The following is a 13,618-nucleotide window of genomic DNA, read 5'->3' as shown; positions in this document are numbered from 1 at the left end:
TTTTTAACCTGCGTGCTTCAATTCTTTTTCTATGGCCGCCGGAATAGGGATACCTGCCCGCCGGGCATACGCCTTATAGTACAGACGGATGCGCTCACCCAGAAGCGTGTTGCGCTTGCCGATCTCATTGCGGTGGATCGCCATAAACAGTACCTGCTTTTGACCTATGAGTATCACGCGCTTTTTGGCACGGGTGATACCGGTGTAGAGCAGATTCCGGTACAGCATGACAGTATGTGCTTTCAAAAGAGGCATGATGACCGTTTCATACTCGCTGCCCATCGCCTTGTGGATTGTGGTGGCATAAGCGAGGTCCAGATTGACCATATCCTCTATGCTGTACTCCATCTCCCGCCCTGCGCCAAAGTCAAGGCCGACATGAGCACCCTTCTCATCATTTCTGATATAGCGGATGAACCCCAGGTCGCCATTGGATACCTTGGCCGTGTTTTTTGTCTGCATGATGCGGTCATTGACCCTGAACACTTTGACACCGACTTTGATTTCTTCCTCGGCGGAACGAAACGGGTTGACCACTTCGCGGATGGCTTCGTTGAGCTGTTCCGCCGATGCCGCGCCCTCCGAGCGGAAAGGCGACAGAATCTGCACCCGGTCAATGCCGCTTTCCTCGATTTCCCGACAATAGCGGGACACGATTCTTTCAGCGGCCTCCGTCTGGTTATCGCTTGCCATGAAAATGAAATCCTGGCCGTAATACAGCTTGGTGTTGCCTTCATTGATAAATTTGGCATTGTAGGCGATCAAGCTATCCTTTGACTGACGGAAGATCTGGTCTAACACCGTCACAGTGATAAGGCCGCAGTCGATCAGTTCACGGAACACATTTCCGGCGCCCACACTGGGGAGCTGGTCCGGGTCGCCAACAAGGACAATCCGTGCCCCCTCCTTGATGCGGGAGAAAAATTTATTTGCCAGCCACATATCCACCATGGAAAACTCGTCCACGATAATCAGGTCGGCTGAAAGCGGTTCCTGAGTGTTGCTGCGTCTGACATCTTCCTCTTCGCTGGCAAGGCCCAATCCGCTGTGCAGCGTCCGTGCTTTATCAACCCCAGTGCTTTCCGCCATTCGACGGCTGGCACGCCCAGTCGGCGCCATCAGGACGATCTCACCATTGGGATGCAGGCGGCGGTAGACCTCCAAAATCGTTTTCAGCACCGTCGTTTTACCGGTACCCGGAGAGCCTGTGATGATGGAAAGATTATGGCGGTAGGCTGCATGGACTGCCGCCTCCTGTTTAGAAGACAGCGCCAGCCCCATTTCCCGCTTGACCCGCTCCAAAATCTGTTCGATCCTCTCCGGAGTGGACAGCTCCACCACACGCATAGCGATTCGCCGGGCGGTTTCGTCCTCCTGCGCGAACACACGAGGCAGATAGATCTTCTCATTGACGGAAACTATCTCACCGTGCAGGACCATATTTTGAAGCACATCAATAACTTCCTGCTCATGGAGCCGAAGCGACGGGATGGGGATCTTTGCGTTCAGCACCCGGAGTGCCTCTTTGCGCAGAACTTCGCTAGTCAAAAACAAATGCCCCTTACTGCCTTTGCTGTCCTCCAGCGCCCAAAACAGCGCGCCTTTGATACGCATAGGGTCGTGCAGGTCGCCTCCATTTTTCTGGACGATGGCGTCTACCCTCAAAAAGCCGAAGCCGGACACCTGACAAAGCTCGAATGGACTCTTTTTCAAGATATCCACACTGGCCGGGCCAAAATACTGATAGATTTTCTGGGCTGTCTTTGGCGTGATCTTAAATGGGGAGAGCAGGGTCATCAAATCCTGCAGCATACGGCTCTCCGCATACGAGGTCTTAATATCCTCCAGCTTTCCCTCCGTAATGCCCTTGATTTCCAGCAGACGCTCCGGATGGTTTTGCAGGATGTCCAGCGTTTCCACACCAAACCGCGAAACGATCTGTGCGGCAGTCGCCGGCCCGATGCCTTTGATAAGTCCAGAGGCCAGATAACCTTCTACGCCGCTCTTGGTCCGCGGAACGATCTCATGCCACTGCTCCACCTGAAGCTGCATCCCGTACTTTCCTTTTTTCCATTCGCCATCCAGCTCCAGCTCTACCGCGTCCGTGCGGGGCAGCTCATAGCCGGTCGCCACAAACCGGATCAGGTGATCCTTGTACCGGCGCGTAGACCGGGCTTCCTGTGGCACATCCTGATCTGCTGTCTTTACGCTGATGATACAGAACTTGTTTGCGGGATTGTGGTAGATCGTCCCATCATAAGTTCCTTTATGGATCAAATTTTTCCCTCCTTCTTATGCTGACTTGGTATCAATCTTCACATTGAAACGCCGAAACTCTGAAACAGTCACATACTGCTCATAGATATCCGGGTGATCCCGTTTCAGCCGCTGCAGATTGTTTTTATCAATTCCGGGTGTTTTTACCGGATTGTAAGTGACGATATAGTTCACTCCATCCTGCTGACACACCGCCATGCAGCTCTTTCCCATGTTTGCAACTAGCGCAGCCTTCAGCCGCTTCATATCTTCCTCAATTTCTTTTCTGTCCGCCTCTGCACATTTTTTCAGCTCCTGGAGCTGCAAATAGCGCATCAGCTTGGCCGTCAGACTCAGATCAAATGTTACAGTGGGGGCGTCCCGATCTGCGGGACCCGTATGCCGCCGCACGCTTTCGATCACCAAGTCACCGTCCTCGGTATAGGGCGGAGGTGTTCTGGTAAGGACATGGTTCTCCCAAAAATTCTGCTCCAGGAAAATCATCTCGTCCTCATAAGCAGCATCCCGCCGGATCTCCCGGATAATGGTCTCATCTTCGTTGTTGCCATACAGGCAGCAGAAAAAGCAGCGATCCACATCCATGACGGCCATGTAATGTCGCCCCTGAGATTCGTAGTAGACCGGAACAGTTTCTTCGCCATCCAGCCACCAGTTGTCTTTGGCGTTGTAGTTTGTGGTTTTGATCTCCAGGATAGCGGTACTGCCATCCGGCAATTTTACAAAATAATCCACATCGGCCAGCATCCACGGGTACTGCGGATGCTGAAACATTTTTTTGACCTGATAGACCTCGTACCCTGTGCGGTGCTGGAATATCTTTGCTACCAACGGCTCCAACAGGTGCCCCATCTCTAAGGAAACCCAGTTGTCTTCATTGTTTTCGACTGCCACGATATTCAGCTTGTCAAAGTAGAGGTCTCTTGCAGTCCGCCAAGGTGAGATTCCCAACAGGGCCGCTACATCACTGCCGCCGATACCTTTTCGGCGGTATGCAAGCCATTCTTCTTCAGACAGGCTTGCCGTTTCCACCAGCACCCTGGGCCCGCCGTGGTCCTCAGCAGACACATTGCTCAACGGCATCTTCAACACCCCCTCCGGGCTCGACGGGGAACAGCGTGTACTCGAATCATCGGATTGCAGACCCCGATGGACTTGGACGGTTTCTGATACTGCTGCCAGCTCTCCGCCGTCTGTTTCTTTTTGGCCACAGACTCCTGCCTTTTCTTTTTCGCCTTCATGTGCATCCTTCCTTTCTGTAAGTTTTGATATATCCTCAAAGCCGTTTCCGGCATTTGGGCACAAAAAAAGCGAGACTGACAAAGGGCGAAACGCCTGTCGTCCATAGCTGCCTATGAACCAATGTCATCCTCGCTGGTGGGGCAAAACCCCGAAAAATAAAAAAAGCCAGTAATACACCGGCCCCAAAGGGCACAGCAATACTACTGGCACAAATACAATCTTAACCGCGTGTGCAATGCGGGCCAACGGCCTGCGGTACAGAAACTTGGTCTGTATCCCACAAGGGAAACGCACAAAAATCAATTACAAAACCACTATAACACAATATATTGATTTAGTCAATAGGATATTTCTATATATTGTGCCTTATCGGATGGAGAAACCATACTTCAAAAATTTTTTGCCTTAAAATCAAAAAAGTGCAGAAATTCAGCTCCGGTCCACTATTTATAAGGGTGTACAGACATGACACGGTTTTCCTGTTGGTCTGCACGCCTTTTGTACTTTGAAAAAAGAATAACTCTGTTTCAGGGGTTATACAGGGAGCGCGGATAGTGTGCGAAGGCTTGTCAGCTCACCCACGGTTGAAATACTGCATAGCAGGCCCTGGTAATACGCGGCGGAAAGCCCGGCGCAGGAAATGACCTGGAGCAGCTCAATTAAATATTTTGGACTCGAACGCCTTGTTTTTTTACTTTTTGTTGATGTGGCGGCAGGGAAAGCGTATATGATATATGTAGGGAATCGTAGGCTTCTTTGTCGGCCACACAGAAAGGAGGCATATCGTGGCTGATAAACAATTTCTTGAAAACACAGATCGGAATAACGCAGAAAAACGAAGCTATTCTGTTTCAGAGGCTGCTGAGATCTTGGGCGTCAGCAAACGCTCCATCTATAACCTGTGTGCCAGCGGAGCTTTTAAATCCGTGCGCATAGGAACCAAATTAAGGATCTCCAAAAAGTCCTTTGACGAATGGCTTGACGGTTCCGATTGATTTGGAAAGGAGCCTACAACTATGGCATCAATACAGAAACGAGGAAAGAGATACGCTGTTGTCTACACCTATGATGACTCGAAAGGTGAAAAGAAACAAAAGTGGGAAACTTTCACAACCAAAAAAGAGGCACTGAAACGAAAAGCAGCAGTTGAAAACGAAATCAACAACGGCACATTTATTCCTCCCAGCGAACTGACTGTAAAAGAATTCCTGAAAGATTTTGTTGAACTATATGGAACAAAAAGATGGGGATTGTCTGTTTATGCTTCAAATAATGGCTTGATCGACAATTATATTAACCCATTGATTGGAAATGAAATTGTTCAGGACATCAATCGCAGGTCAGTGGATCAGTTCATCCAGAAACTGCAGAAAACAGCTCCCGTTGAAACTCCATACAGACACGCCAGAACAGAATTTGTCACACCCTGCACCATTGAAAAAATTGTTAAACTGATGCGGTGTGCGTTCCATCAGGCTGTCCGCTGGGACATCGTTGGGAAAAATCCATTTGAGGATGCAATATTGCCCAAGCGGGAGAAAAAAGTAAGGGCTATCTGGACCGCTGATATAATCCGGGATGCGCTCAACCACTGTTCAGACGGAAAACTGTATGTTGCAATCAATCTGGCTTTTGCCTGCTCCATGCGAATGGGCGAAATAACTGGACTGACCTGGGACTGTGTTCACATATCAGATGAAGAGATTGCTCGCGATGACGCTTTCGTCTGGATTGAAAAGGAACTAGCCCGTGTTGACCAGAAAGCTATTAACGCGGTTGGTGAAAAAGACATCCTTTTTGTATTCCCACGCTTGATGGGTGGAAAGTCTTCTACACGGTTGGTTTTGAAAAAGCCCAAAACCGAAAGTAGCATTCGTAAAGTTTGGATTCCCCGAACCCTTGCCTATATTTTGCGGGAATGGAAAGAAAAACAGGACAAGCTCAAAGAATTTATGGGCGACGATTACATTGACTATAACTTGGTTTTGGCACAGGAAACGGGACGCCCCTGCGAAGATCGGATTATCGGTAACCAGTTTGAACGTTTGAAAAAATCTGCTGGTCTTCCAAATGTAGTTTTTCACTCCCTCCGACACTCCAGCACAACTTATAAGCTGAAAATCAATAAGGGGGATGTCAAGGCAACGCAGGGGGATACCGGCCATGCACAAAGCGACATGGTTACCCAGGTTTACGCGCACATCCTGGATGAAGATCGAAAAGTCAATGCCCAAAAGTTTGAAATGGCCTTTTATGCAAACGCGGATATGCGGGGTGTCGAACAAAGGCTTCGCGCAGAGAGCGCCGCTGCTGAACCTGATTCTGAAGCTCTGATGAAGCAGTTGGCAGCTAAACCTGAACTCATGGATGCCTTTACAAAAAAGTTTGTTGAGCAGTATGGCGAACAGATTATGAGCCAGTTAGCCAAAAAACTAATTGGTGCATAAATACACAGGATGATATGAAACGACACAAAACGCTGCGGCAGTGCTCATTAGCAAAATGAGCGATTTTTTCAAGATTGATCAAAAAATCGTTCGAGTCCTGTAATGGAAATTGGAGCGGATAGGAATAAAGAATTTCCTTCCTAACCGGTGACAAATAGGTAATCCGTTCTAATCCCCATAGAAGAAAAAGAAAAGGAAAATGCCGCAACCTCTTGCAGTTACGGCATTTATGGCGTCCCCGGGCAGATTTGAACTGCCGGCCCCACGCTTAGGAGGCGTGTGCTCTATCCAGCTGAGCTACGGAGACATATTCAATTTATTATGGTCAAGGATGGAGCAACTCGCCTCCCAGGACTTTGATGACCTGATTATTAGGAGGCGAACGCTCTATCCTGCTGAGCTACAGAGACTTATATTAAATTGAGACTGGCAACGATCACTTTTCCCCGTAAGGCAGCTGGTAGAGCACAACCTTAGGAGGCGAACGCTCTATCCTGCTGAGCTACAGAGACTTATATTAAATTGAGACTGGCAACGATCACTTTTCCCCGTAAGGCAGCTGGTAGAGCACAACCTTAGGAGGCGTTCGCTCTATCCAACTGAGCTACGGAGACAAAACCACCGCATTTCTGCGGCTATTCCATTATAAAGGCACGGTAAAAAAATTGCAAGCCCGCGCTGCGAAATCGGCTTTTGTTCATTTCCTCCGCCTTTGGCGGTTGTATTTGGTCCGGAGGTAGTGTATATTAATAGCATGCAAAAAAATAGGCGGTTCCTGTTAATAACCTATTATTCTATGCAAACACGCAAAATGAGGTGTTCTGTTGAAGGGGTTTTCTCTGGCCGAGGCGCTTTCCCACAACGCCCGGCGCAAAAACACCAACCCTACCCGGTTGATCGTCGGCAGCTTTCTTGCCGTTATCCTGTGCGGCACGCTGCTGCTGATGCTGCCCGTCTCCAACCGGGACGGACAGATGCTGGACATGCTGGACGCCATGTTCACCGCTACCTCCGCCACCTGCGTGACGGGCCTTGTGGTATTTGACACCTACACGCAATTCTCCACGTTCGGCCAAGTAGTCATCCTGCTGCTCATTCAGGTGGGCGGGCTGGGGCTGGTAACGCTTACCACATTTTTCAACATTGCCGTCGGGCGTCGGCTGGGCTTCAAAAGCCTTCGCCTTGCCAGCGAGAGCATCAACCTTTCGGACGCCAGCCAGGCCCGGGCGCTGCTGCAGTTCGTTATGAAGGTCGCCTTTGTTTTCGAGGCCATCGGTGCGGCGCTGCTTGCTCTTGTGTTCGTCCCTCAGTTCGGTGCGGATGGTATTTTCATCTCGGTGTTCATTTCCATCTCGTCGTTCTGCAACGCGGGGTTCGATATCCTGGGCCGCGTCATGCCGGGCGGCAGCGTTATTCCTTATCAGAGCAATCCGTACGTTTTGGCTGTTATTTCACTGCTCATCATCAGCGGCGGACTGGGCTTTCTTGTCTGGCAGGACCTTTCGGCCTACCACCGTACACACCACCTGCGCACACACACAAAGCTGGTTTTGTGGATCACCGGCTGGCTGCTCCTGCTGGGCACTGCGGGCATCCTGTTCATGGAGTATAACAATCCGCTCACGCTGGGGCCGATGAACCTGTTCGACAAGATCACCAACGCGGCGTTCCAGTCTGTCTCCGCCCGCACAGCGGGCTACAACAGCATCCCGCTGGGGGATATGACGAATTTCACCAAGATCTTCATGTCTCTGCTCATGTTCATTGGCGCGGCGCCGGGCGGCACGGGCGGCGGCATCAAGGTCACCACGCTCAGCGTGGTGCTGCTGGCCGTGGCCAGCGTCGTCCGCGGCCGGGACGAGGCCATGATCTTCGGCCGCCGCATCGACCATAAAACCGTATATAAATCGCTCACCATCCTGATGCTCTCTCTGTTCGCTGTGATCGCTGCCTCCATGACGCTGTTCTACAATACCGGGCCGGAGCTGAACGAGGTGAACAGCGTGTTTGAAGCTGTGTCTGCCTTCGGCACCGTGGGGCTTTCAGTGGGTGTGACGCCGTTGATGAACCCCTTTGCCCGCGTGGTGACGATGCTGACGATGTTCATCGGCCGCGTGGGGCCGGTTTCGCTGGCCATCAGCCTTTCCGCCCGCAAGGACAGTGCTGCAGCACGCCGGGCCGTACAGCCCCAGGCGCACATCAATGTAGGCTGAAGCCGAGGTGACAAAAGTGACTGACAATCAAATGTATAGCCTTTGGAAGCATATGCTCCATACTCTTTCCACCCTTGTGAATTTCATACTGTTCCACGTTCTCAACGTACGCCTCTCTGGTTTTGCGCATGCGCAAAAAACAATTTCATTTTTGTAAGCAATGCCCAATCGCATATTCCCTCATGCCATATATCTTCTCCTCGCGGGTTCACATTTGAAGAATTCCTTCGTATCCACCCAATTTTTCTTCGCCGTGAACGGGGAGAATCTGTTTCAAAAGACGCTATTGCCGCCACTTACAATCAAGTATATTGGTTTGCACTCATTAAAGAGCTTTTATAGGTGCTGATATATCAAACTTCTCATCTAAAAAACTCTTGACAAACCTCGCTCGGGCCATTAAAATAATAGCAATATGAAAAAATGCAACGACGGGGAAACCGCACACAGTCCCGAGCCGCAGAGAGCTGTTGGCTGGTGAAAAACAGCGCCGGGCGTGATGCGTACTGGCCCCCGAGCAGCAAGCTGAAATGCATTCGCAAAGTAGGCGCAGCCGGGTTTGACACCGTTATCATGTCAGGCTGTTCGCCTGTTTTGCAGGCTGATGGCACGAAGCGGCCGGGTGTTTCCCGGCAACAAGAGTGGTACCGCGAAGCTGATTTTTAAAGCTCCGTCTCTTGGCCCAAACGGCCATGAGACGGAGCTTTTTTCGTTCCCATGGCCATCCCCCAAAACCGAACAGGAAAAGGAGAATGGAACCATGATGCATGCAGACAAGTACAAACCCGGATATTTTCCCGCCCCCCGGTGCGAAATGCGCTGGGCAAAAAAAGACCACATTGAAAAACCGCCCATCTGGTGCAGCGTGGATCTGCGCGACGGCAACCAGAGCCTTATCGTACCCATGAGCCTGGAGGAAAAGCTGGATTTTTTCCGTTTTCTCGTCAAGCTGGGCTTCAAGGAGATCGAGGTCGGGTTCCCCGCCGCCAGCGAAACGGAGTACGAATTTCTGCGCGCGCTCATCGAACAGCACCTCATCCCGGACGACGTGACGGTGCAGGTGCTCACCCAGTGCCGCGACCATATCATCCGCAGAACCTTCGACGCCCTCAAGGGCGCGCCCAGCGCGGTGGTGCATTTCTACAATTCCACCAGCGTGGCGCAGCGCGAGCAGGTGTTTAAAAAATCGAAGGAGGAGATCAGGAAGATCGCCACGGACGGCGCGGCGCTCGTCAAGCAGCTCGCGGCCGAATACGAGGGCAATTTCCGCTTTGAATACAGCCCCGAAAGCTTCACGGGCACCGAACCGGAATACGCGCTGGAGGTCTGCAACGCGGTGCTGGACATTCTGGAGCCCACGGCGGAAAAGCCCGTTATCATCAACCTGCCCGTCACCGTGGCCATGAGCATGAGCCATGTGTATGCCAACCAGATCGAATACATGAGCGACAACCTGAAGTATCGTGAGCACGTCATCCTCAGCCTGCACCCGCACAACGACCGGGGCTGCGGCGTGGCCGACACCGAGCTGGGCCTGCTGGCCGGCGCGGACCGCGTGGAGGGCACGCTGTTCGGCAACGGCGAGCGCACGGGCAACGTGGACATCGTTACCGTCGCCATGAATATGTACAGCCACGGCGTGGACCCCGGGCTGGATTTTTCCGACATGCCCGCCATTGTTGCCGAATACGAAAAGGTCACGCGCATGCATGTATATGAGCGCGCCCCCTACGCCGGAGCGCTGGTGTTCGCAGCGTTCAGCGGCAGCCATCAGGACGCCATCGCCAAGGGCATGAAATGGCGCGAGGAGAAAAACCTTTACGAATGGACCGTCCCCTATCTTCCCATCGACCCCCACGACGTGGGCCGCGAATATGAAACGGACGTCATCCGCATCAACAGCCAGTCCGGCAAGGGCGGCATCGGATATATCCTGGAGCAGAATTACGGCTACGATCTGCCGCCCAAGATGCGCGAGGCGCTGGGCTACGCGGTGAAGGATGTCAGCGACCATCTGCACAAGGAGCTGAACCCCAAGGATGTTTACGGCATCTTTGAAAGCGAGTTTCTCAATAAAGAAACGCCCTTCGCCATTCCCGAGGCCCATTACATCCAGAAAGACGGCATTTACGCGATGGTCACCGTCACGGAAAACGACATTACCATGGAGTATACCGGCAAGGGCAACGGCCGCCTGGATGCGGTTTCCAACGCCATCAAAAAAGGCAGCGGACGGGATTTCTCGGTGCTCACCTACAAAGAGCACGCGCTGGAGACAGGCTCCACCAGCCACGCCGTGGCCTATGTGGGCCTGACGTGGGCCGACGGAGAAACCACATGGGGCGCGGGCCAGCACACGGATATCATGGTGGCCAGCGTCAAGGCACTGGCAAGCGCCATCAACAATCACGAATGGCGCCGGCAGAGCGAACTGTTTTGATTTGACGGAAACACCCGTCCAAAAAACACAACACCGGAGGGAGAAGCAAAACGATGGGAATGACAATGACACAGAAGATCCTGGCGGCGCATGCCGGGCTGGATTCCGTTGTATCGGGCCAGCTCATCATGGCAAAGCTGGATATGGTGCTGGGCAACGACATCACCAGCCCCGTGGCCATCAACGAATTTGAAAAGGCGGGCTTTGACGCCGTGTTCGACAAAACAAAGATCAGCCTGGTGATGGACCATTTCGTCCCCAATAAGGACATCAAAGCCGCGCAGCAGGCCAGGCAGAGCCGCATGTTTGCGGACAAATACGATATCCTGAATTTCTACGATGTGGGGGAAATGGGCATCGAGCACGCGCTGCTGCCCGAAAAAGGCCTTGTGGCCGCAGGCGACTGCGTCATTGGCGCGGACAGCCACACCTGCACCTACGGTGCACTGGGCGCGTTTTCCACAGGCGTGGGCAGCACGGACATGGCCGCTGGTATGGCCACGGGCCAGTGCTGGTTCAAGGTGCCCGCCGCCATCCGTTTCAACCTGACAGGCGCTTTACAGGGCCATGCCAGCGGCAAGGATGTGATCCTGCACATCATCGGCAGGATCGGCGTGGACGGCGCGCTTTATAAAAGCATGGAGTTCGGCGGGCCGGGGCTGGCCAGCCTTTCCATCGACGACCGCCTGTGCATGGCGAACATGGCCATCGAGGCCGGAGCAAAAAACGGCATTTTCGAGGTGGACGACGTGACCCGCGCCTACATGGACGGCCGGGCGCAGCACGCATATACCGTGTATGCTCCCGACGCAGACGCGCCATACGAGCAGGTGATCGACGTCGACCTTTCGGCCATCCAGCCTACAGTCGCCTTCCCCCATCTGCCCGAAAACACAAAGACCATCGACGAGGCTGCGGCGCTGAACGTGAAGATCGACCAGGTGGTCATCGGCAGCTGCACCAACGGACGCTTGTCCGACATGGCCGCGGCGGCGGCCATCCTCAAGGGCAGAAAGGTGGCCCGCCGCGTGCGCGCCATCATCATTCCCGCCACGCAGCACGTCTATAAGGAGTGCATCCGGCTGGGCTATATGGACACGTTCATCGACGCGGGCTGCGTTGTGAGCACACCCACCTGCGGCCCCTGCCTGGGCGGCTACATGGGCGTTCTGGCCGAGGGCGAGCGCTGTGTTGCCACCACCAACCGCAACTTTGTTGGCCGCATGGGCCATACCGCCAGCGAAGTGTATCTCGCAAGCCCGGCCGTCGCCGCGGCAAGCGCCATTGCCGGGCACATCGCCAGCCCGGAGACAGTGTAAGGAGGAACGGCACAATGGTACAGGGCAAAGCACACAAATATCCCGACAACGTGGATACCGACGTCATCATCCCCGCGCGCTACCTGAACACGGCCGACCATAAGGAGCTGGCCGCCCACTGCATGGAGGACATTGACGCGCAGTTCAAAAACAACGTAAGGCCCGGAGACGTGATGGCGGCGGGCTGGAACTTCGGCTGCGGCTCCTCCCGGGAGCACGCGCCCATCGCCATCAAGGAGAGCGGCGTGGCCTGCGTCATCGCCAAATCCTTTGCGCGCATTTTCTACCGCAACGCCATCAACATCGGCCTGCCCATTTTCGAGTGCGAGGCCGCCAGCGACGGCATCGCGGCGGGCGATGAGGTGCGTGTGGATTTCGACACAGGCGTCATCACCGACCTGACGAAAAACGAAACCTACCAGGCCCAGCCTCTGCCCCCGTTCATTCAGAACATCGTGAACAGGGGCGGGCTGCTGAACTCGCTGAAATAATGATCAATCAGGCCGCTCTTGCGCAGGGCGCGGGCGGCCCGGAACGGAGGAATACCATGCGCAAACGCATTGCAGTGATGAAGGGCGACGGCATCGGGCCGGAGATCGTAAACGAGGCGCTGAAGGTGCTGGAGACCGTAGCTTCAAAATACGGCCACCATTTCGCCTATAATTTTGTTGATATCGGCGGCGTGGCCATCGACAACTACGGCACGCCCCTGCCCCAGGCGACCATCGACGCCTGCCTTGAGGCGGACAGCGTGCTGCTGGGCGCGGTGGGCGGCCCCAAGTGGGACGGCGTGCCCGGGGATAAGCGGCCGGAAAAGGGCCTGCTGGGCATCCGCAGCGCCATGGGCCTGTTCGCCAATATGCGCCCGGCCAAGCTGTTCCCGCAGTTGGCCGGCGCGAGCCCTCTGCGGGGGGACATCGTGGCGAGAGGCATTGACTTCATGGTGGCGCGGGAATTGATCGGCGGCGTGTACTTCGGCGAGCACAAAACCGAGACCGTAAACGGCGAGCGCGTGGCCACAGACGTGATGCCCTATGCTGAGCATGAGATCGAGCGCATTCTGCGCGTGGGCTTTGAAACGGCCATGAAGCGCCGCAATAAGCTGACGGTGGTGGACAAGGCGAACGTGCTGGACACCAGCCGCCTGTGGCGCGCCGTGGCCGCGCGCGTGGCCGGGGACTACCCGCAGGTAGAGGTCAACTATATGTATGTGGACAACGCGTCCATGCAGATCGTGAAAGACCCGTCCCAGTTTGACGTGATCGTGACGGAGAACATGTTCGGCGATATTCTTTCGGACGAAGCCAGCATGATCACGGGCAGCATCGGCATGATTCCGTCCTCCAGTTTGGGCGAAGGCACACGCGGGCTATATGAGCCAATCCACGGCAGCGCGCCGGACATTGCCGGGCAGGACAAGGCCAACCCCATCGGCACCATCCTGTCCGCCGCGATGATGCTGAAATACTCCTTCGGCCTTGCAGAGGAAAGCGACGCCATTGAGGCCGCGGTGAACCGGGTGCTGGAAAAAGGCCTGCGCACGGGCGACATGATGAGCGAGGGCTGCACGCCTGTGGGCTGCAGGGCCATGGGCGACGCCATCTGCGCGGAAATTTGAGCGCACACGAACAAAGCATGCCGGTGTGGAGGATTCTGTTTTTTTCACCGGCGTGCTTTTGGGGA

9 protein-coding genes and 1 tRNA gene are annotated in these 13,618 nt (G+C 54.1%); 7 read left to right on the top strand and 3 right to left on the bottom strand.

Annotated elements, in window-relative coordinates; translation table 11 throughout:
• Positions 1-3 precede the first annotated feature (3 nt).
• Complete coding sequence (gene recD2, locus TQ39_RS08635) at positions 4-2,277, bottom strand: SF1B family DNA helicase RecD2 (RefSeq protein WP_050005240.1); 2,274 nt, start codon at positions 2,275-2,277, stop codon at positions 4-6.
• A 15-nt stretch (positions 2,278-2,292) separates the two neighbouring features.
• Complete coding sequence (locus TQ39_RS08630) at positions 2,293-3,357, bottom strand: YqaJ viral recombinase family nuclease (RefSeq protein ID WP_050005239.1); 1,065 nt, start codon at positions 3,355-3,357, stop codon at positions 2,293-2,295.
• Between the two features lie 944 nt (positions 3,358-4,301).
• Here TQ39_RS08630 and TQ39_RS08625 point away from each other — a divergent pair.
• Together TQ39_RS08625 and TQ39_RS08620 are read left to right on the top strand one after the other, a co-directional pair.
• Entirely contained in the window at positions 4,302-4,511 is a 210-nt protein-coding gene (locus tag TQ39_RS08625) for a helix-turn-helix domain-containing protein (RefSeq protein WP_082052181.1), read from the top strand.
• Between the two features lie 21 nt (positions 4,512-4,532).
• A complete protein-coding gene (locus TQ39_RS08620; protein ID WP_050005237.1) occupies positions 4,533-5,963 on the top strand; it encodes a site-specific integrase in 1,431 nt (476 codons plus the stop codon).
• Positions 5,964-6,193: 230 nt separating this feature from the next.
• Here TQ39_RS08620 and TQ39_RS08615 read toward each other — a convergent pair.
• A tRNA-Arg gene (locus TQ39_RS08615) sits at positions 6,194-6,270 on the bottom strand.
• 517 nt (positions 6,271-6,787) lie between these two features.
• Here TQ39_RS08615 and TQ39_RS08610 point away from each other — a divergent pair.
• The 5 genes from TQ39_RS08610 (at position 6,788) to leuB (ending at position 13,553) form a co-directional block, all read left to right on the top strand.
• Positions 6,788-8,176 (top strand): TrkH family potassium uptake protein, encoded by a 1,389-nt coding sequence (locus TQ39_RS08610; RefSeq protein WP_050005236.1) that lies wholly within the window; start codon positions 6,788-6,790, stop codon positions 8,174-8,176.
• A 760-nt stretch (positions 8,177-8,936) separates the two neighbouring features.
• The gene (locus TQ39_RS08605; RefSeq protein ID WP_009324381.1) at positions 8,937-10,616 is read left to right on the top strand and encodes a 2-isopropylmalate synthase; all 1,680 of its coding nucleotides are present in this window, start codon (positions 8,937-8,939) and stop codon (positions 10,614-10,616) included.
• 53 nt (positions 10,617-10,669) lie between these two features.
• The gene (leuC, locus tag TQ39_RS08600; protein WP_050005235.1) at positions 10,670-11,935 is read left to right on the top strand and encodes a 3-isopropylmalate dehydratase large subunit; all 1,266 of its coding nucleotides are present in this window, start codon (positions 10,670-10,672) and stop codon (positions 11,933-11,935) included.
• A gap of 14 nt (positions 11,936-11,949) precedes the next feature.
• Positions 11,950-12,426 (top strand): 3-isopropylmalate dehydratase small subunit, encoded by a 477-nt coding sequence (gene leuD, locus TQ39_RS08595; RefSeq protein ID WP_050005234.1) that lies wholly within the window; start codon positions 11,950-11,952, stop codon positions 12,424-12,426.
• Between the two features lie 56 nt (positions 12,427-12,482).
• Positions 12,483-13,553: a 3-isopropylmalate dehydrogenase gene (leuB, locus tag TQ39_RS08590; RefSeq protein WP_050005308.1), complete on the top strand. Its 1,071-nt coding sequence runs from the start codon at positions 12,483-12,485 to the stop codon at positions 13,551-13,553.
• Positions 13,554-13,618 lie beyond the last annotated feature (65 nt).

Source organism: Ruthenibacterium lactatiformans (genome assembly GCF_000949455.1).
Classification (GTDB): Bacteria; Bacillota; Clostridia; order Oscillospirales; family Ruminococcaceae; genus Ruthenibacterium; species Ruthenibacterium lactatiformans.
Note: the sequence above shows the minus strand (reverse complement) of the source record. Positions and strands in the feature narration are given on the sequence as shown.